We start from the raw sequence: 20395 nt of genomic DNA on the forward strand, positions 1-20395 counted from the left end.
GCGAGTTCCCCCTCGACGAATTCTCGGAAAGGCCTCCTGCAAGCAAGTATTTCACCCATCTTCACGAAAATCGGAGTTTTTCAACACGATCAGCCCAGTCTGCACTAAGGTGAGATGCACCAACCTAGAGACCGGGTTGTTGGAGCGAACATTCATAGGGCAGCGTCTACACGTAAGTCTGCACAGGACTAAGACGTTTGGCGATCAACAGATAGTCCACGGCACTTGCGGCGTCCCCCGCAAACTGGAGATAGAAACCCATGAAGAGGTTAGCCTCGTATCCGTTAGGTTCGAGGATAAGTGACTGATGCACAGCGTCGACGGCTGCATTTGCGTCGCCGCTGGCGACATATACGCCTCCCAGAGCAATGTGCCCGCACGCAAAATCCCTTTCGAGCGTCATCCGAATGCCGTGACGGGCGACTAAACTTCTGAAAGTGGCGCATCCTTCCAGTAGCCCGAATGGCAGATTTCGGGATCAGCCGAGAAGATCGAACCTTTGGCTCAACTGCAGCTTTGGGCCGTTACTTTGACGATGGAACCATCCAAAGAACGATGCAATGTCTGGCTGTGTGTCCGGCTAACCAACTTTTACGACCATCTTTCCAAAGTTTCCCCCGGCCAGCAGTTGATTGAATGCTTCCGGAGCATTTTCCAGCCCCTCAACCATATGTTCCTTGTAGCTTATTGAACCGTTTTTGAGCCAAGCCGTCATATCGCGGACAAACTCCTGATACACGTCGGCACCAAAGTTGTCGAAGATTATGAAACCCTGCATTCTGACTTTCATCCGCAGGATCGTGCCCATGATCGCAGGGCCCATATCCGGGCCGTCCGGTAGGCCGGGCAGGTTGTACCAGGATACAATCCCGCAGACGGGCACCCGTGCAAACGGGTTCAAGAGCGGCAATACGGCATAGAGAACTTTGCCGCCAACGTTTTCGAAATACACGTCAATTCCACTTGGACAAGCCTCGCGCAGTTGCGCTGCCAGATCATCAGATCGATGGTCCAAACATGCGTCAAATCCAAGGTTTTCGACTACATGAGCACATTTTTCAGAACCGCCTGCGATGCCCACTACACGACATCCTTTTAGCTTTGCGATCTGACCGACTGTTGCGCCTACCGGGCCGGCTGCGGCAGCCACAACAACTGTTTCACCGGCTTTTGGCTCCCCGATTTTCAGAAGCCCGGCATAAGCCGTGTAGCCTGGCATTCCGAGAATTCCGAGCGACCAAGACGGGTTGTCCGGAGATTTACCCAACTTAACGACCTGCGTTCCGTCTGAGACAGCAAAATCCTGCCACCCGCTTGTATTGAGCACATACTCTCCGACTTCGTATCCTTCGATGTTGGATTTGACCACCTGCCCGACGACCTGCGCCGTCATAACACCGCCAATCGGAACGGGTTCGGCATAGGATTTTGCGTCATTCATTCGGCCACGCATGTAAGGATCCAACGACAGGTACACCGTACGTACCAGCATTTCGTCTGGTCCAGGTTCAGGAACGCTCGTGGTTTCCAGGCGCAATGTATTCTCGTCCAGTTGTCCGGCTGGGCGATTGGCGAGAACAATACGACGATTGGTGGCGGATGCTTGGGGCATTGTGACCTCTCATAAGACGGCTTTCTTGCAACAGAGACCAAATTCCGCTGCAGAGCAACACGACAGCACCAACGAGTTCGAAAAACCTATAGACGTGGCCCAATCACGCACGATCTGCGCATTGAAATGCCCAAACGCTCATGGAAACGCCCTGCTAAAAAGTAATCAAACCCGACCCTAGGTTCGTCTTCCATTCACCTCACGACTGAGGTTCTGGTACCTTCAAGAATCTCGAAGTGGAGGGGTCTCCGAGTCTTGCTTTGCAGGTCTGAAGCCTGCTCATGGGGCTGACCAGAAGCCAGGACATAAAAGACTTCAATCGTGACCAAGTCACAGCCGCACAATTTACTGTCGATGGTCATATCGAAGAGAGCGAGATCGCGTTGGTTAGCTGCAAGCGCACGCAGCGTCTCAAATGCAGCGCGAGTGGAGGATCTGGTGCAGCTGTTCAGCGGAAAGGATAACCATTCATGCAGACCGTAGCGACGATTAGTGGTCGAATTTCCAGGTCGCAGGACAAAGCCAACTGTTGTCTCTATTGACCAAATGACTGGTTTTGGCCCAAGCAGTTAGGTCAGATCTGTGGGCTTTTCCGAATGCCATTATCCGTTGCTTTGTGTCAAAAGCAATTCTCGCAATAGTGATAGCTGGCCAACAATCACCAAGTAATTCGTATTGGCGACATCGCCCAGACCATTGTGGCCTCTTTGTCAGTCCGGTTGCGGAACCGATGCGCGATCATTGAAGGGTAGGAAAAGCTGTCGCCTTTGCGAAGAACTATGATTTCTTCACCAAGGCGCAGCTCCACTTCGCCACTCAAGACGATCGCATGTTGCTCGCCCTCGAAAGAATAACCTTCCTGGGGTTCAGGCGGTGTACCGGCTCCTGGGCGGAACCGTGACAGGATCAGATAGCATTGTCCGGATAGTGTGCTGGATAGCAGTTCGTCTTCGAATCCCAACTCCTGGGTTGTTCGCGTGTACATGTTGGAAAGCGCCCTGCGATTTTCTTTGCGTACGACATGTTTGCGTTCCAATGGTCCGACACCCGATTGCTTGGGAAAGAACCAGTTGGGATCGACCGAGAGCGCTTCACTGATCTCTCGCAGAAGCTCCGCCGATGCTTTTGCTGATCCCAGCTCGATCCGGCTCAGATACGCCGTCGAGCAGGATACCGTTTCCGAAAGGTCTTGTAACGTCAGGCCACGCGCCTTGCGCACTTCGCGGATTTCGCTGCCAAGCCGTTGAGTGTCAGTATCAGTAACGTTGCTATTCATGCATTCGGGATAAGAGATTTTTGTTGATTTTTCGAGTAAAATTCAACTTAGTTGAAAATTGGGTGATAATTCAACTTACCACATTTGTCCGGGAGATCGCTATGCGCTTTGATTTGATTGCCAATTTCAGTCCTGGTGAGACGATTCCCTGGACCCGGACACTGGAGATGATCCTCGAACAATGTTCGCTGGCAGAGCAGGCTGGATTCACGACCGCCTGGTTCACAGAACATCACTTTGCCCATAACGGCTATATGAACGCGCCGCCCAACCCGATCCAGATGGGTACGCATGTGGCTGCTCATTGCACAAAACTGCGGGTTGGAACGGCGCCCATCATCTTGCCGGACTGGCACCCATTGCGCGTGGCCGAAGACGCGGCGATGCTGGATAACATGTCGCTGGGCCGGTTCGATTTTGGTGTCGCCAAGGGCATCAATGAGCGCTCGACCATCCAGTTCAATTCGGATGCGGATCGGCGCGACAACGCCAAGGTGATGCGCCTCTATCAAGAGAGCCTGGATATTATTCTGAAAGCGTGGACCAACGACGCCTTCACCCATCAAGGTGAGTTCTATGAGTTCCCAGTTCCAGGCTGGAAAGAAACCAACCGTTTTTTTGAACCGCTGGACCCGCGCTATCACGACGAGAATGGCGAGTACAAAGCGATATACGTGCATCCACGCCCGTATTCTGATCCGCACCCGCCGGTCTGGCTCATGTCGAATGCGCCTCCCACATTCAAGCTTGCTGGTGAAAAGGGATGGGGTGTGATCTCGATGGCCGCTGGACCCAAGGCGACACTGGCCTGCTGGGAACCCTACCGCGAGGCGCTGTCCAAACGTGAAGGGCGCAATGTGAAACCAGGGGAAGGCGTTGGCGTCTGCACGGCCTTCTATGTCGGTGAAAGCATGGAGGAAGCGGTGAACACCATTCGTGGCCCGATCAATGCCTATTACGAATTCCTCGGCGGGTCGCGCCCCAAGGGCGAGTGGACAAAACATGGCTATCTTGATGTCGGTGAAGAGATGACTTCTGAGGACGAAGAGATGGATTGGTTCGATTTCCTCAATAAACGCGGGATCATTGTGGTTGGTGACGCCGAATATGTAGCGGATCGTTTTGCCGAGCGGCAGGAAACCATCGGCCTCGACCACCTCATGTTGATGCAGCAATACACTGGCGTTCCCTACGAGAAAATCCTGTCCAGTTGGCATCGACTGTTTGAGCATGTCGTTCCAAAATTCGGGACACAATCCATCGCGCAGAAAAGGATGTTGGAGCATGCTTGAGATTTGGGGGCGGCCCTATTCGTCAAACGTTATTCCGGTGATTTGGACAGCCAATGAGTTGGGATTGGACTATACGCTGCAACTGGCCGGGGGCAGCTTTGGCAAGCTCGACACTGATATGTACGCGCAGATCAATCCCAACAAAATGATCCCGGCGATCCGCGATGGGGATTTCGCGCTTTGGGAAAGCCTCGCCATTGTGCGGTATCTCTGCGACCGGTACGGCGCGGGAACGTTTAGCCCCTCTGACCTACAGACCCGCGCCATCGCGGATCAATGGATGGAGTGGTCCGCCAGCCGCGCCTTCGGGCCGGTGATTTACCTGTTTTTTGCAACTGTGCGCACCCAATCCGACCAACGGGACCAGGAACAGATCGCCAAACTTCGCGATGAGGCGCATGAAGCGCTGACCATTCTGGATCAGCACCTTGCGGATAAGGCCTATGTCTGTGGCGACAGCTTTACCATGGCGGATATTCCGCTGGGTTGCGTGGCGTATCGCTATTTCAATGTCGAGGTCGACCGCCCACCGTTGCCCAATGTCGAAGCGTGGTACGAACGATTGGCGGAACGCCCCGCATACCGGGGTCACGTCATGCGTCATTTCGGCACAAACCCGGATGAGTGGGCCGCCCTTGAAAAGGCCTGCGTCAGCGAAGGAGTTCTGTGATGGACCTGCGTGACTTTCGCCGTGCGCTTGGCGCTTTTCCGACAGGGGTCACAATCGTGGCCACTTATGACCCCGAGGGCATGCCATGGGGCCTGACCGCCAACTCCTTCACCTCGGTCTCACTCGAACCGCCTGTGATCTCTGTCTGTGTCGCAAAATCGGGTCGTGTGTTCCCGACGCTGTCCAGGTCAGATCATTTCGCGGTCAACATCCTGTCCGCGGATCAGAAAGCTTTGGCGTTGCATTTTGCCAGCAATGTGGAAAACCGGTTTGCCGATACGGAATGGACTCCTGGGGCCAAGACGCCTTTGGTCCCCGGTGCATCTACGCATCTGGAATGCACCGTGCACAACCGGGTTGATGCGGGTGATCATGAAATCCTCTTGGGACGTGTCGTGAACTATGCCCATGCACCCGTTCCTCCGCTGGTCTTTTGTCGCGGCGCGTTCTTTTCCGCGCCCCAATCGGAGGCAGTATCATGAGTGATCACCTGACTTTCCACACTCGGTTCAGCCCTGACGAATTCGACGCGCAGTACAATTTGCGGGCTGGGCGGCCGGACTATGAAGTGACCGTCATTCCCGGGTGGAGCCGCGACAGCGCGCACGCGCGTGCAACATCCGATTGCAGCCTAGATATCCGCTATGGAGAAGGCGAAAAACAAAAGCTGGATGTCTTCCGCTGCGCGGACACCGCCGCACCGACATTGGTCTATTTCCACGGCGGCTATTGGCAGCGTGGCGACAAATCGATCTACAGCTTCATTGCGCCGCCGTTTGTTGAGGCGGGGTTCAATGTTGTTGTCATCGGATACGATCTTTGCCCGTCTGTGACCATCACAAGAATTTCAGAAGAAGCGCGTGAGGCCATGTCCTTTGTCTGGCGCAACGCGGGCGCATTGGGCATCAATCCAGACCGTCTCTGCGTTATGGGCCATTCCGCTGGCGGCCATATTACCCAGATGATGATGGCGACCGATTGGCCGGCATTTGACGATGACTTGCCCGCAGACCTGATTAAATCTGGCATTCCGGTCTCACCGCTCAGCTATCTTGAGCCGGTCCGCCTGACCGAGGCTTTGAATGCGGGCATCCGAATGGATCCGGCAGAAGCCCAGGCCGAAAGCCCGATGACCAAGCACCCTCCGGGTACCAATGCCCCTCAGCTGGTCGTCGTCGGCGGCGCGGAAACCGATGAGTTCCACAGACAGGCACGAATGTATGTCGAAAAATACGAAACAGCAGACCGCAAGATGGGTCTCTATTTCGTGCCCGATGTGGATCACTTTGACGAACTGAATGTGCTGGTCGACCCGACGAGCCCCTTCTTCAAACACACTTGCGATATGCTTCAAGGAAAAGGACCGAAATCATGACCGCTTTGACCCGAGACCTAGTCGACTCTGTCGGTGACGCGTTTAACGCCAATGACATCGATGCCGTAATGAGACACTTCGCAACCGACGCTACATTTGATCACGCTGTTGGCCCCGAAGAACATGGCGTGCGTCTGGAAGGAGCCGAAACCATTCGTGGTGCTTTTGCAGCCCTGTTTGAAAAGGTCGCGAACGTGCATTGGGAAACGCTCGACTGCGCTATTTCCGGCAACAAGGCTTATTGCGAATATCGCCGTACAGCCGTGCACAAGGATGGTTCAAAAGAAGAGTTTCTAAGCGTTGACATCCTGACCTACCGAGACGGGCTGATTGTCCATAAAGATACTTATTACAAGCAACGTACAAGCTGACCCGACAGCCTTTGATGCAGCCAAGCACGCAGCAGTTTTGTAAGAGGGAACCTATCTCGCTTTGACAAACCGCTGCGTCGGCAATCAAGTTCCGTTTGGCGCAATCCGTTATTGCGTAATGAAAAGATACGAAAACAGCTAAGGCCCAAACTTGGCATTACCAATGGGAACAAGGATCGGTTCGAGGAACTGCACAGGATTGTCGAAGAGAGCGAGAAGAAGCGCTTTACGATCATCGGATGATGGAAAGCTGCTCAGGGACACTCTGAAGATGTAGATTTCTAACTAGATCCTGAGACGCCATCGGAAGCACTGCATCACCGTATTAAGCTCTTAGCTTAAAAGTACCGGTGTCACAGTAAAGGGGGGAGAGGTCACATAGCCTCCAAGGTATGCGCGAGGCCATTTCGAATGTGGTCTTCCAATAACCTCTTTGCCGTGTTCGCGTCTCTGGCCAATGCTGCATCGAACATACCCTTATGCTCCTTGATGGCTTCTTCGCCACGATTGGTCAGCACGAGCATCTGATAACGTAAGTATTTGTCGTAGATGATCGAGTGCAGAGACAGAAGGTTCTTGGAGTTGCAGGCCGCGATCATCGCTTGGTGGAACTCCCAATCATAACGTTTCCAGGTTTCTTTCTCGGATTCGTCGCCCTTGAGAAGTTGCCGTTCTATCAGGTGCAGTTTGTGATGTGCGGCAACGAGGTTGCCTTCCCAATCCGTGTCGCCGTTCGCAATGGACAACTCCAACGCGTGGCATTCCAACAGGACACGCAGCTCTGATATTTCGGTCAGGTCTTCTCGGGAGACCGGCGCAACCAGGAATCCCCGTTGTTCGGGAGCTTCGACAAACCCATCGCTGGCAAGCCTGTTTAGGGTTTCACGAAGTGTCGAAAGGCTCGCCGCATAGCGTTCCTTCAATGCGTCCAGCTTCAGTTTGGAACCGGGTTGCAGCGCCCCGAAGATGATATCCCGCTTGATGCGCTGATAGGTGCTTGCACCTATCGTAGACGGCTGTTTCGCCATGCGTTTCACCCGATATTCTCAGTTTCTTCGTTCAATTAGCATTTTTCGGAGACATCAGCAATCCCAACTGATGTATGGTAAAAATAAAAATATCATACATTATTGCGGAATCGCGAAAACCCCAATACCTTCATGTCCAAATTGAGCAATGCAGCTCAGTCGCAAATGTCGGTTTCGGGATTTTTCGAACCATCCGGAAGGAAGCAAAAGTGTCTAAGAACTTTCGCATTGCCATTGTTGGCATTGGCCTTGTTGGACGCCGCCACGCAGACGCTATCCGGGCGTTGCGCCATGTTGACCTTGTTGCGGTCGTCGATCCCAGTGACGAAGGTCGTGCTTACGCCGTTGAGCACGGGGTGGCATGCTACGAGACCCTTGGGGAAATGTTTGCAACTCAGACGCCGGACGGCGCTGTGCTTGCGACCCCTACGACGCTTCATGTCGAACAAGGCCTTACATGTGTGCGACATGGGTGTCCTGTTCTCGTCGAAAAACCGATCGCCGTGGAAGCTGCCGCAGCACTGGAGCTTGTCCAGGAAGCGGAGAGGGCCAATGTGCCTCTGATGGTCGGACATCATCGTCGGCATAACCCCCTGATCAAGTCAGCCAAAGAAGCTATTGTTGATGGGAGGATTGGGGATGTTCGTGCTGTCCACGCGAATTGCTGGTTCTATAAGCCCGACGAGTATTTTGATGCCGCGCCCTGGCGAAAGAAACCCGGTGCAGGACCCATTTCGGTCAATCTTGTCCATGATGTGGACCTTCTGCGGTATCTGGCCGGAGAGGTCGTGACGGTACAGGCGCAGTCGGCTTTATCGCAACGCGGTTATGACAACGAAGATGTCGCCGGGGCGCTGTTGACGTTTGAAAGCGGAGCGATTGGGACCATAAGCGTGTCCGACAGCATCGTCGCCCCGTGGAGCTGGGAGATGACGTCTCGGGAATATCCAATCTATCCGTCGACAGCGGAGAGTAGCTACATGATCGGTGGTTCTCATGGATCGTTGTCCGTACCTGATCTTCGACTATGGAACTACCAAGGTGATCAACGGGATTGGTGGACGCCAATCTCATCAACCGTGTTGAAGAAGGGTGCATCTGATCCGCTGGTCAATCAACTCAGGCACTTTGTTGAAGTTGCTCGGCACGAAGCAGATCCGATTGTGTCCGGATGGGAAGGTTTCAGAACACTTCAAGTCATTGAAGCTATACAGAATTCCTGCAGAATGGGCGAGAAGGTCAGGATAAAAAGCCTGCTAAATACACCAAAGGCAAATGTATCAGTAGTATAAAATATCTGATATTTTGTAAAAAATCTTGCAAAATGTCCAAAATAGGTCAAAACTCTGAATCGCAAAAAAGAAGCTTGATGATGTCTCAGGGAGGAGCAAAGTGATTACCAAACTTACCCGTAGGGCTGCAGTATCAGCCCTTGTCGCAACCGGTGTTCTGTTTAGCGCAACAAGTGGTGCGCTGGCGGAAGACAAAGTGCAACTTCGCCTCGCAACATCAGGATCGGAAACCGACCAGCGCTCGGTCGCCATGGCAGATGTCTTCGCGCCAATGGTTGCCGAGTTCGCAAATTATGAGCCCAGCTATAACGGCACAATCTTTGCACAGGGCACCGAACTTGACGCCATCAGCCGGGGCAACCTGGAAATGTCGATTACCTCGGCGCAGGAACTCGCGCAGTTCTTCCCCGAGTTTTCGATCTTTACTGCTGGCTATGTCCACCAGGACGCCGCGCATCAGGTGGCTGTCTTTACCGATCCCTTGATGGATGCGTTCAAGCAAAAGGCTGAGGAAGAGCTGGGTGTTAAACTCCTGTCGGTTATGTATCTGGGCCGACGTCAGGTGAACCTGCGCCAGCCCAAAGATGAACTGACTGTGACGACACCAGCGGACTTGGACGGCGTGAATCTTCGGATGCCGGGCACAGACGCATGGCAATTTCTAGGCAAGGCTCTGGGTGCAGCCCCGACGCCAATGGCCTTCTCAGAGGTTTACACCGCTCTATCGACAGGTGCGGTTGACGGTCAGGACAACCCACTGCCGACCGTGGTGGACGCCAAGTTCTATGAAGTGACCAATCAGATCGTTCTGACGTCGCATCTGGTGGACCTTAACTATATCGCCATTGGCAAGGGTGTCTGGGACGGGCTGACACCGGAACAGCAGGCTAAAGTTCAGGAAGCCGCAGACGCAGCCGCGGAATCTGGTCGCCAAAAGCAGCTTCAGAAAGAAGAGGACCTTGTCAGCTTCCTGAAAGAGCAAGGGATGGAGATCTACGAACCTGATCTCGCTGCGTTCCGCAATCAGGTACAGTCCATGTATCTGGACAGCGAATTCGCTGGCTCTTGGCCCGAGGGGGTTCTGGATCGGATTAACGCTCTGGGCAACTAAGTCCAGCAAGACAAGAGAGGGAGAACCGCAATGAAGGCCTTTATCAAGGGGTTCTCCCGACTGACCGAAGCGATTGCCGGCGGGATGCTGGCGGCAATCTTCCTGATCTTCCTTCTGCAAATTCTCTTGCGGTATTTTTTTACACCCGCCGGTTGGACGCTAGAATTGATCGGCATTCTTTGGGTCTGGGTGATCTTCTTCAGCTGCGCCTTTATCGTGCGCGAACGGGATCATGTGAAGTTCGACATCATCTATCTTTCGGTGCCGACGCGCGTTCGCCAGATCTTTGCAATGCTGGCGGCCGCAGCGATCGTGATCGGGATGCTCTATAGCTTCCTGCCGACCTGGGACTACATCGACTGGATGAAAATCCGCAAGACAGCGACTGTCCGCAATCCGTTCTCGGGCGAGAAGATACCGTTGCGCACTGTGTTTTCGATATATGCGGTATTCATGCTGGTCGTAGCAGCGCGATACGCGTGGTTATTCTTCGACGTTTTGCGCAATGGCCCTCCAAAAACAGAGTTGGAACTGGTCGTTGGGTACAACGTGGTTGACGATCATCCCCGTGTCGACGTCGTAGACGACGAGGAAGCAAATAAATGAGTATCGAACTTATTTCCTGCCTGCTCGCTCTTTTTCTTCTGGCGGGCATTGGGACACCTATTGGGTATTCCATCCTCTTAGCCTCATTGGTGTATTTAGGCACGGCCGGACTGGATGTCGCCCTAGCGGGCGAGAAGATCCTACAAGGCTTCTACAAAAGCACGATCCTGCTTGCCGTGCCTTTGTTCATTGTCGCCGCCAATATCATGAATGCGGGGTCGATCACTGACCGCCTGCTGAACTTCTGCGTTGCGGCGGTCGGGCGTTTCAAGGGTGGCCTCGGACACGTAAACGTAGTGGCATCTCTGATCTTTTCCGGCATGTCCGGCTCTGCTGTCGCGGATGCGGCGGGAATTGGTAAAATCATCATTGAGATGATGACCAAAGATGGCCGCTATAGCCGAGGCTATGCAGCCGCAATCACGGCGGCCTCGGCAACAATCGGCCCTATCATTCCGCCCTCAATCCCGATGGTATTGTACGCGCTTGTTTCCAAGGCCTCTATCGGTTCGTTATTTCTGGCCGGTATTCTGCCAGGCCTGATAATGGGCGTCGTCCTCATGGCGATGAACTATTATCTGGCAGGAAAGCGGAACTTTGCCTTGGAAGAACCTGTTCCGTTGCGCGAATTGCCCGCCAAAACCGCCAATGCGTTTCCTGCGCTGCTAATGCCCGCCATCCTGCTCTATGGCATCTACGGGGGTGTCACGACACCGACCGAGGCCGCGGCCGTGGCCGCACTCTATGCCCTGCTGCTGGCAGGGTTCTTCTATCGCGCCTTGTCGTTCCGTGGCCTTTATCAGGTCTTCGTTGACAGCGCCCGTTCTTCTGCAGCGGTTGGAGTTGTCATTGGTGGAGCGTTCATTTTGAACTTCATCGTGATTCAGGAGCAAATCCCACAGTCTATCTCGGCGCTGCTGGAAGGTTCGGATGTCAGTCCGATCGTCTTCTTGATCCTCGTCAACCTGCTGATCCTTGCCCTGGGGTGCGTTTTGGACGCGACAACGATCATTCTGGTGATTGTGCCCTTGTTCATCCCGACTTGCGAAGCGCTTGGTATTGATCTGGTGCATTTCGGTGTGCTGGTCGTCGTGAATTCGATGATCGGTCTGATCACGCCGCCCTACGGGATTCTGCTGTTCGTAATTAATGCTGTTTCGGATATTCCACTGCGTGAAATCATTTCCGAGATTTGGGCCTTCTTGGCGGTGTTGATTTTCGCCTTGGTGATCATGATGTTGATGCCCGATCTGGTTCTGTGGTTGCCGCGTATGTTTGGGTATCAGGGGTAATGTGTCTCTCGGTTTCGACAACGTCGATCCCCGGTGATCTGGCCGAAAAACTAAGTGCAATCGCTGATGCGGGCTTTAGCGGTGTCGAGTTGCATGAACCGGATTTGACCGCTTTTGACGGGCCACCATCGCGAATTCGGGACATTGCATCAGATCTCGGACAAAAGATTTGTCTGCTGCAACCCTTCCATAACCTTGAAGGCCAGGCCGACAGCGAGCGGGAACGTGCCTTTGATCGGCTTAAGCGCAAACTCGATCTGATGAGCGAGTTGGGAACGGATCTGCTGCTAATTGGCTCTGCATTCGAAGTGGACCCTGCTGCCACCGAGGATCAGGTGATCTCAGACCTCAGCGAAGCGACCGAGATTGCAAAAGCGATGGGGCTTCGCTTGGCCTATATGGGTTTGCCGTGGTCCGATCTCATTCGCTCGGACGAACAGGCGTTGCGCGTCGTCGAGGCGATTGACAGCCCTTACTTTGGACTGGCTTTAAACTCTTTCTTCTCGCTCGCTGACGGTTCCAAACCCGCCCGCCTTAGGGACATTCCCGGAGAGCGACTGTTCCATGTGCAACTGTCCGATGCGCCCCGGCTTGAGATGGATATTCGCAGACTCAAACGGCACTTCGGGCTTCTACCTGGGCTTGGATCACTTAACCTAGCAGGCTTCGTGCGCGTGCTGGCCAGGGCAGGCTACATAGGACCCTGGTCTATCGCCCGTGTGAACGAAGTGGCGGCACAGCCCGGTGCCCGAACACTGGCCCGGGACAGCTATAGGTCCCTGGTCAACCTTTTGGACGAGGTATCACGGACCGAGCCGAAAGCAGACTTTGGAACCCCAAACCTGCCAGAACGCGTTTATGCGTCCGGCTTCGAATTCGTAGAGTTTGCAGCCGATGAAACAAGCGGGGCACAACTGGCAGACTTGCTGTCAGCAATGTGTTTTCGAATGGAGCGAAAGCACGTCACCAAGTCTGTCGAATTGTGGCGGCAAGGCGCGATCAACATCGTTTTGAATACCGAAAAAGAAGGCTTTGCCCATTCGGCGTTTCTGGGCCATGGCCCATCAGTCTGTGACATGGGATTGCGTGTCAAAGATGCGGATCAGACGGTTCAACGTGCAACCGCGCTGGGCGCCCCGAATTTCTTACAACCGGTAGGAACAGGAGAGCTGGATATCCCTGCAATCCGTGGTGTTGGTGGCAACGTCGTTCATTTCATCGATGAGAAATCCGATCTGCATCGGGTATGGGATATCGAATTCGAACCGGTTGCCAAAACCAAAGCCATGCAACCCGCCGGATTGCGCCGTATCGACCATCTGGCACAGACAATGCGCCACGATGAAATGCAAAGCTGGCTGCTGTATTACATCTCGACCTTCGACATGGCAAAGTCGCCAATCGTGAACGTGGCCGACCCGTCGGGCGTCGTGCAAAGCCAGGCCATCGAAAGCCCCGAAGGCGAAGTGCGTCTGAACTTGAACGGGGCCGTCGGTCGCCGAACGCTGGCGGCATCGTTCCTTGAAGAAGGCTTTGGGGCAGGTGTTCAACATATCGCCTTCCAGTCCGACGATATTTTTGAAACCTCTGCTCAACTGCTTAAGTCTGGTTTCCCCAGCCTGACTATTCCAGAAAACTATTATGCTGATCTGCAGGCGACTTTTGGGGTGAGTGACGACCTGATCACCCAACTGCATGGGAGCAATATCCTCTATGATCGCGCGGGGGGAGCAGAGTATTTTCAGATCTATAGCCGTCCCGTTTTCAACGGCTTTTTCTTTGAAATCGTTGAACGCCGCGCTGGATATGCAGGTTTTGGCGCGCGCAACGCCCCTATTCGCCTCGCCGCGCAAAGGAAAACTCAGGCGGCGAAAGAGGTGCAAACGCCATGAGCGCACTGGATGAAAACATGACAAGTGATGAGCGCGCCGTTCGCCAATGGTGGCGCACCTCCATCATCGATATGAAGCCCGGGTACATCGCATTTCGTGGCAACGCCATAGAGGACCTGATCGGGAATGTATCCTTTCCGCAGATGATCTGGATGATGGTGCGAGGCGATCTGCCGGGCGATGCTCAGGCGCGCCTGTTTGAGGCCGCTCTGGTCGCCGGTGTGGATCACGGCCCGCAGGCTCCCTCGATTGCGGCTGCGCGCATGGCTGCTACTTGTGGAGTAGGTCTCAATAATGCGATGGCGACTGCAGTGAATATGCTGGGCGATGTACATGGCGGAGCAGGCGAGCAGTGCGCCGAGCTTTATTATGATATCGCCGATCGCATAGATGCCGGGGCATCGCTGAATGATGCTGTTCGGAATGGTCTGGACAGTTGGCGCGAGACTTACGGCAAGATCGTTTCAGGTTTCGGACACCGGTTTCACAAGCCCGTCGATCCGCGTGCACCCCGGCTGATGCAGCTCGTTCGCAATGCAGCAAATGAAGGCACCGTTTCAGGTCGCTTTGCAGACATCGGAGAAGGGGTTCAGGCCGAACTTGGTCGTCAACGGGGCGGTCGGCCGATTGCGATGAACATCGATGGCGCGACAGCCGTGATCTTTTGCGAACTTGGCTTTCCCGCGCCCCTGTCGCGGGGGCTGTTTTGCTTGTCCCGTTCGGTTGGAATACTTGCCCACGCCTGGGAACAGATGAACCAGGGCGGTCGGAACAAAGGCCCTGTGCCCCCGAATTACTTACCCCTCTACGAAGACAGGAATGATGAGATGTGAGACATCGAAATCTTTCCGGTCCGGCCCTGTTGGCGTTGGTCGTGTAAACGATGTCGATCTAAAACCACATTCAAAAATTCCCAATGCCAAAGTCATGATCTGCGGCAACCTCGATCTTCTAGAAAACCGCACCAAGGCCGATCAATACGGCATCGCCAGAGCCTGCGCGCCTTGATGGCGCCAGGGTTCCGGCTGATTGGCCTGCCTATCCCGGTGGTGATCACGGCGCAGACGCGTCCGATTTAACGATGCCTCTGTGGGGCCTCGCCAGTTCAGAACGATTGGATCATCATATAAGCTTTTGTAAAAAAATGATTAAACCCGCTCGAGAGCCCGTCCGGTGGTTTCAGTTTAAGTCGCGTCGCTAAGAGTTGATATTTTAAAAAATATCAGATATTTTTTACTAAATATGATGAAAATTAGATTCGCAGACGTATGGAGCTGTCGTTCATGGTGAAACCCGAAGAGGCCGGCTCATGCCCCTCTCTCTATTCCTTGGCGCATCTGACGCTGATCGGCTGCACGCCGCCCGAGCTAGTCTACATTGCTGCCCGGTCCGGTTACGATGCCGTCAGCCCGCGTTTCATTCCGATGCATGTGCCCGGTGAGTTTACTCAATCCCCGATCGACAAGGCACAGGTGCAGGCCACTAAAACCGCTCTTTCCACGACGGGCTTGAAAGTTCTTGATGTCGAGCTTGCGCGCATCACCGAAGATGTCGACCCGCGCAGTTTTGAACCCTCTCTGGAAATAGGCGGAGAGCTTGGTGCAAAGCGCATGATCATGAGCGCGTGGACCAACACCCGCGATGATCGCGACTTCCTGATTGACGTCTATTCCGAGACCTGCGAACTGGCCGCGCCCTACGGGCTGACGGTCGATCTGGAGTTCCCCAGCTTTTCACGCCTGCGTACTCTGGATGAGGCGCTGGATATTGTCCGCGCCTCCGATCAGCCGAATGGCGGTATTCTGGTCGATACGCTTTATCTGCACCTAAGCCGGGTGGATCTAGGAGAACTGCTGCACGTCCCCTCGGACTTGTTTCACTTTCTGCATATCTCTGACTGTCTACCAGGCATCGCGGATACGCGTGAGGGCATGATCCAACTGGCCCGCGATGCGCGGCTTTATCCCGGTGAAGGTTGGATTGATTTCACCGGCATCATCGAGCGGATGCCCCCTGTCGACTATTCCATTGAACTGCCCAACCAAAGCCGCGTTGCCGAGTTGGGATACGAAGAGCACGCGCGTCGCTGTCTGAGCCACGCCAAGCGAACATTCGGTGAGGCGCGATCTCAGCGCCGCATGCCCAATGCAGCAATTCTAAAACACCAAGAGGATCATCATGGGCAAAGAGCTCACTGAAGACGACCGCCGACTGGCGGCTGATATGTTGGAACGTGCCCGCGCGGCCATGGCCAAAATCGAGGATTGGGAACAGGACAGGCTGGACTGTCTGTCTCAGGCCATAGCGTGGTACGCGGGGAACGAAAAAACCTTTACGCGATTGGCTCAGCAGGGGGTGGACGAAAGCGGCATTGGTGACCGCGAAGGACGCCCTGCAAAGCGGTTCAAAATACACATGGTACTGCGCGATGTCCTGCGCACCCCGTCGACTGGGATCGTCGAGGTTGATGAGGAAAAAGGCCTGGTGAAATACGCCAAGCCTGCGGGTGTGATCGCATCCCTGATCCCAATGACAAACCCGGCGATGACACCACCGGTGACCGGTGTTTCCGCCGCTAACGCCCGTAATGCGGTCATCTTCAGCCCGCATCCACGCACAGCAGTCACGACCTATGAAATGGTCGAGGTTATGCGCGCAGCCTGTCGAGCAGCAGGAGCCCCGGAAGACTTGTTCCAATCGATCCGCAAACCTTCGATCCCTCTTACCCAGCACCTGATGGAGATTTGTGATCTGACGCTGGCAACAGGTGGGAAGCCAATGGTCAAAGCGGCCTATAGTTCAGGGCGTCCGGCTTACGGTGTCGGCGCAGGCAATTCGTCTATCGTCATTGATGAAACTGCGGATCTGGATATCGCTGCCCAGAATACACGGATTTCAAAGACGTCTGACTTTGGGTCTGGTTGTTCGGCAGATGGCAACATTATCATCCAGCGCTCGGTTTACGATGATATGGTCAAGGCGCTTGAAGCCGAAGGTGGTTATCTTTGTTCTGACGTAGAGAAGGCCATGCTTGAAGCAGCCATGTGGGATGAGAAAGGAAACCGTACGTTCCCGACCATCGCCTGTCCGCCTCAGCAAACGGCCAAAGTCGCCGGTTTCTCGATCCCAGAAGATCGCAAATTCCTGATGGTTGAAAATCAGGGGCAAATCGGGCCGCAGCACAAGTTCTCCAAGGAAAAACTGACCACGCTGATGGCGCTATATCACTTCGACACATTCGATGACGCGCTGGAAACGGTCGGCCAGATTTACAACACCGGAGGTAAGGGCCATTCCTGCGGGATTTATAGCCATAATGACGATCACATTGATCGGTTGGCGCGTCTGGCTCCGGTCAGCCGTATGATGGTTCGACAGCCTCAGTCCAAGGCCAATGCGGGCGCCTGGACCAATGGCATGCCCATGACCAGCAGCCTGGGCTGCGGCATCTGGGGCGGCAATATCACCAATGAAAACGTCACCATGAAACACATGATGAACTACACTTGGGTCAGCCGTCCGATCCCCGAGGATCGCCCCTCGGAGCCAGACCTGTTCGGTGAGTTCTACGGACAGGAGGTCGCGTGATGGACGCAAGTAAATTGGACGGCAAAACCGTCGCTGAACATATCGTTGACTTTCTCGAACGCCGTGAGGTCAGGCATGTGTTCGGCCTGTGCGGCCACACGAACATCGCGGTTCTGGCTGCGCTGGCGGAAAGTCCCATCGATTTCGTCACCGTACGGCACGAACAGATCGCCAGCCACGCGGCGGACGCTTATGCGCGGGTGACGGGCAAGGCCTCGGTGGTGCTGTCCCATCTCTCCCCGGGACTAACTAATTGCGCCACCGGGGTCGCCAATGCGGCGTTGGATTGTATCCCCATGGTCGTGATCGCGGGTGACATTCCTACACATTACTATGGCAAGCATCCGCATCAGGAGGTTAACCTGCACGCAGACGCCGCCCAGTGGGAGATCTATCGGCCTTTTGTCAAACGCGCCTGGCGGGTGGACCGCGCAGACCTGATGGCTGAGATACTGGAGAAGGCGTTCCATCTGGCCGAAAGTGGTCAGCCTGGACCGGTTCTGGTCAATGTCCCCATGGATATCTTCTCAGAGGTGATCCCCGCGGACAGTTTCGACCGTATCCGCGACAACACGCGCGCGCTCAAGAAACCGTCGATTGACGACGAGACAGCGCGAGAGATTGTCGAAGCGTTGGTTAAAGCCGAAAACCCAGTCGCTTATGTCGGTGGTGGTATTCTTCTGGCACAGGCCAGCGAAGAGTTGCGAGAATTCGTTGAACATATGGGCCTACCAGTCGCGCATTCCCTGATGGGGAAAGGCGCGTTGCGGGACGACCATCCACTTGTGCTGGGAATGACTGGGTTTTGGGGCACCGAATTGGTCAACCAGTCCTGCCTGAACGCGGACTACATCTTTGCCGTGGGCACTCGGTTCAAAGAGGCTGATTGTTCAAGTTGGTACCCTGGCTACACGTTCAACATTCCCGGATCGAAGGTCATTCATATCGACATTGAGCCGCAGGAGATCGGTCGGAACTATCCCACCGAGATCGGCGTTGTTGCGGATGCCAAGGCCGCGTTGCGCGTGCTCAACCGGGTTGCCCGCAAAATGTATCCGGGCGGTTTCAAGCGCCCCGCTGTTGAACAAAAGATTGCTGATTTCCGGATGGGCTTCAAAGCGCGCAATGTGGAAATGGCCACTTCATCAGCGTTTCCGATGATGCCCGAGCGTATTCTGGCAGATACCCGCAAGGCTCTGCCCGAGGATGCCATCATCACAACGGATGTCGGATGGAACAAGAACGGCGTCGGACAACAATTCGATATCCTGAAACCCGGTTCGATCCTGACCCCAGGTGGTTTTGCTACAATGGGTTTTGGCCCTCCGGGCGCGATCGGCGCGAAGCTGGCAGCACCTGATCGTGTGGTGATCAGCCTGGTTGGTGATGGTGGTTTCGGCCAAAACCCGTCGATGCTTGCGACTGCGGTCGAGCTTGATCTGGGTATCATCTGGCTGGTTATGAACAACAACGCCTTCGGCACGATCGCAGGTCTTCAGAAGGCGCATTACGGTTTAACCTATGGTACAACCTTCCCAGGGTCGGCCGAAGCGCCGGCCAACGGACCGGGTTATGCAGAAATTGCACGGGCCTACGGCGCAGAGGGGCACAGGCTGGGCGCTGCTGACGAGCTGTTGCCCGCATTGGAAGCGGCGATAGCCAGCGGCAAACCCACTGTTCTTGATGTCCCAATGATCAATAATCCGACACCAACGACCGGACATTGGAACATCTTGGACATATACTCACCAGACAAAGATGTATCCCACGTAGCGACGTGAAAAGCCTGTTCGAGGAACGCCTCACCGGGGGTATGCCTCGAACAGACCTGCAGTGGTTTCATTCTCGCAGAGGTGAGCGAAGAAACATCAAACAGCATCACCAGTAGCGGGCTACAAAAAGAGGAACACCTCCAAAGCGCCGGGGTCCTTCAGACATTGCGTGGCAACGTTTGGCGCATGATGTTGAATGCGGAGTTGAGGGGCCGGGTTTAACTCCTGCTTTCCTCATCCCAAGGAATTCCGCTAGTGTCGGCACCGACCTGATATGAGTGATGCCGCCACATGATCGAAATCCGCGACCTGCAACTGCTCAGCGCTTTGGCGCGGCACCGGCATTTTGCAAAGGCAGCCGAGGAATGCGGGATTTCCCAGCCTGCGTTTTCAATGCGTATTCGCAACCTAGAGGATCGGTTGGGCGTGTCCATCGTCCGCCGTGCCAACCGGTTTCAGGGCCTGACCGAAGAGGGCGAGATGATTGTCCAGCGGGCGCGGCGCATTCTGGACGACACCAAGGCCTTGGAACAGCAGGTGCAGGCGGCAAAGGGGGAAATCACGGGGACTCTGATACTGGGCGTGATCCCGACTGCAATCGCCTTTACGGGCCGGTTGATCAAGCGTCTGCAGCAGGCGCATCCGCGCATCATCACTCGGATCGAAACGATGTCGGCTACGGCCATTCAACATCGGCTGGACGAAGGCAGTCTGGATGCGGGCATCACATATGGCGACAGTATCGGCACCGATTTGCGGCAGGTACAGTCGCTGTATGAAGAAACCTATGTCCTGTTGATCCCGTCTCATATGACAGACGAGACGGGGCCAATTCCCTGGGCACGGGTCGCCGAATTTCCGGTCAGCCTACTTGAACCGCAGATGCAGAACCGCCGCATATTAGACCGGATTTTCGCCGAACAGGGCCTGCATCCTCATGTGGTCGCGGAAACCAGCGGGTTCACTGCCTCAATGGTCATGGCGCGTGAGGGATTGGCGGCCACCGTGGTGCCACGCGTGTTGGTACGGGCATTGGGGGATCTGAAGGGAACAAAGGTTCTGCCTTTGGTCGATCCGGTGGTCAGCAAACCTATCTGTCTGGCGACCCTGACACGCGATCCGGAACTGCCAACGGTTGGAGCGCTGCGCGCGGTGGTGACGTCTTTGCGGTGATAAGGTGTCGTTATCGTGCGATTGAAATATGCGATTTGACGATAT

18 protein-coding genes are annotated in these 20395 nt (G+C 54.8%); 15 read left to right on the plus strand and 3 right to left on the minus strand.

The window, feature by feature from the left end; genetic code table 11:
• Window positions 1-580: 580 nt before the first annotated feature.
• Together curA and AC2FIC_RS05525 are read right to left on the minus strand one after the other, a co-directional pair.
• Window positions 581-1612, minus strand: a complete 1032-nt coding sequence (gene curA, locus AC2FIC_RS05520; RefSeq protein ID WP_496692293.1) for an NADPH-dependent curcumin/dihydrocurcumin reductase — start codon at window positions 1610-1612, stop codon at window positions 581-583.
• Between the two features lie 658 nt (window positions 1613-2270).
• Entirely contained in the window at window positions 2271-2888 is a 618-nt protein-coding gene (locus tag AC2FIC_RS05525; RefSeq protein ID WP_496692294.1) for a helix-turn-helix domain-containing protein, read from the minus strand.
• Window positions 2889-2989: 101 nt separating this feature from the next.
• On the opposite strand from AC2FIC_RS05525, the gene AC2FIC_RS05530 reads away from it, so the two are divergent.
• The 5 genes from AC2FIC_RS05530 to AC2FIC_RS05550 are packed head-to-tail and all read left to right on the plus strand — an operon-like array spanning window position 2990 to window position 6596.
• Entirely contained in the window at window positions 2990-4180 is a 1191-nt protein-coding gene (locus tag AC2FIC_RS05530) for an LLM class flavin-dependent oxidoreductase (RefSeq protein ID WP_496692295.1), read from the plus strand.
• The gene (locus AC2FIC_RS05535; RefSeq protein ID WP_496692296.1) at window positions 4173-4850 is read left to right on the plus strand and encodes a glutathione S-transferase family protein; all 678 of its coding nucleotides are present in this window, start codon (window positions 4173-4175) and stop codon (window positions 4848-4850) included. Before AC2FIC_RS05530 ends, AC2FIC_RS05535 begins: the two co-directional genes overlap by 8 nt.
• Window positions 4850-5332: a flavin reductase family protein gene (locus AC2FIC_RS05540; RefSeq protein WP_496692297.1), complete on the plus strand. Its 483-nt coding sequence runs from the start codon at window positions 4850-4852 to the stop codon at window positions 5330-5332. The genes AC2FIC_RS05535 and AC2FIC_RS05540 overlap by 1 nt, the downstream gene beginning before the upstream one ends.
• On the plus strand, window positions 5329-6225 hold the full coding sequence (locus tag AC2FIC_RS05545) for an alpha/beta hydrolase (protein WP_496692298.1): 897 nt from the start codon (window positions 5329-5331) through the stop codon (window positions 6223-6225). The genes AC2FIC_RS05540 and AC2FIC_RS05545 overlap by 4 nt, the downstream gene beginning before the upstream one ends.
• Window positions 6222-6596, plus strand: a complete 375-nt coding sequence (locus AC2FIC_RS05550) for a nuclear transport factor 2 family protein (RefSeq protein WP_271952617.1) — start codon at window positions 6222-6224, stop codon at window positions 6594-6596. Before AC2FIC_RS05545 ends, AC2FIC_RS05550 begins: the two co-directional genes overlap by 4 nt.
• Window positions 6597-6970: 374 nt before the next feature.
• Here AC2FIC_RS05550 and AC2FIC_RS05555 read toward each other — a convergent pair whose 3' ends face one another.
• Window positions 6971-7624, minus strand: a complete 654-nt coding sequence (locus AC2FIC_RS05555; RefSeq protein WP_496692299.1) for a GntR family transcriptional regulator — start codon at window positions 7622-7624, stop codon at window positions 6971-6973.
• Between the two features lie 74 nt (window positions 7625-7698).
• Here AC2FIC_RS05555 and AC2FIC_RS05560 point away from each other — a divergent pair, with 74 nt between their 5' ends.
• From AC2FIC_RS05560 to AC2FIC_RS05605, 10 genes are all read left to right on the plus strand, one after another.
• Window positions 7699-8916 (plus strand): Gfo/Idh/MocA family protein, encoded by a 1218-nt coding sequence (locus tag AC2FIC_RS05560; RefSeq protein WP_496692300.1) that lies wholly within the window; start codon window positions 7699-7701, stop codon window positions 8914-8916.
• Between the two features lie 100 nt (window positions 8917-9016).
• On the plus strand, window positions 9017-10027 hold the full coding sequence (gene dctP, locus AC2FIC_RS05565; protein ID WP_496692301.1) for a TRAP transporter substrate-binding protein DctP: 1011 nt from the start codon (window positions 9017-9019) through the stop codon (window positions 10025-10027).
• A 30-nt stretch (window positions 10028-10057) separates the two neighbouring features.
• Window positions 10058-10633: a TRAP transporter small permease gene (locus tag AC2FIC_RS05570; protein WP_496692302.1), complete on the plus strand. Its 576-nt coding sequence runs from the start codon at window positions 10058-10060 to the stop codon at window positions 10631-10633.
• On the plus strand, window positions 10630-11925 hold the full coding sequence (locus tag AC2FIC_RS05575; protein WP_496692303.1) for a TRAP transporter large permease: 1296 nt from the start codon (window positions 10630-10632) through the stop codon (window positions 11923-11925). Before AC2FIC_RS05570 ends, AC2FIC_RS05575 begins: the two co-directional genes overlap by 4 nt.
• Window positions 11925-13817, plus strand: coding sequence for a bifunctional sugar phosphate isomerase/epimerase/4-hydroxyphenylpyruvate dioxygenase family protein (locus AC2FIC_RS05580; protein WP_496870044.1), 1893 nt, complete (start codon window positions 11925-11927; stop codon window positions 13815-13817). The genes AC2FIC_RS05575 and AC2FIC_RS05580 overlap by 1 nt, the downstream gene beginning before the upstream one ends.
• Window positions 13814-14650, plus strand: a complete 837-nt coding sequence (locus AC2FIC_RS05585) for a citryl-CoA lyase (RefSeq protein WP_496692305.1) — start codon at window positions 13814-13816, stop codon at window positions 14648-14650. The genes AC2FIC_RS05580 and AC2FIC_RS05585 overlap by 4 nt, the downstream gene beginning before the upstream one ends.
• A 435-nt stretch (window positions 14651-15085) precedes the next feature.
• Window positions 15086-16015: a sugar phosphate isomerase/epimerase family protein gene (locus tag AC2FIC_RS05590; protein WP_496692306.1), complete on the plus strand. Its 930-nt coding sequence runs from the start codon at window positions 15086-15088 to the stop codon at window positions 16013-16015.
• Window positions 15996-17405, plus strand: coding sequence for an aldehyde dehydrogenase family protein (locus AC2FIC_RS05595; RefSeq protein WP_496692307.1), 1410 nt, complete (start codon window positions 15996-15998; stop codon window positions 17403-17405). The genes AC2FIC_RS05590 and AC2FIC_RS05595 overlap by 20 nt, the downstream gene beginning before the upstream one ends.
• A complete protein-coding gene (locus AC2FIC_RS05600) occupies window positions 17405-19186 on the plus strand; it encodes a thiamine pyrophosphate-binding protein (RefSeq protein WP_496692308.1) in 1782 nt (593 codons plus the stop codon). The genes AC2FIC_RS05595 and AC2FIC_RS05600 overlap by 1 nt, the downstream gene beginning before the upstream one ends.
• A 282-nt stretch (window positions 19187-19468) precedes the next feature.
• Window positions 19469-20350, plus strand: a complete 882-nt coding sequence (locus AC2FIC_RS05605) for a LysR family transcriptional regulator (RefSeq protein ID WP_142640095.1) — start codon at window positions 19469-19471, stop codon at window positions 20348-20350.
• Window positions 20351-20395: the final 45 nt, after the last annotated feature.

The sequence above is a fragment of the Ruegeria sp. CDSC079 genome (genome assembly GCF_059610505.1).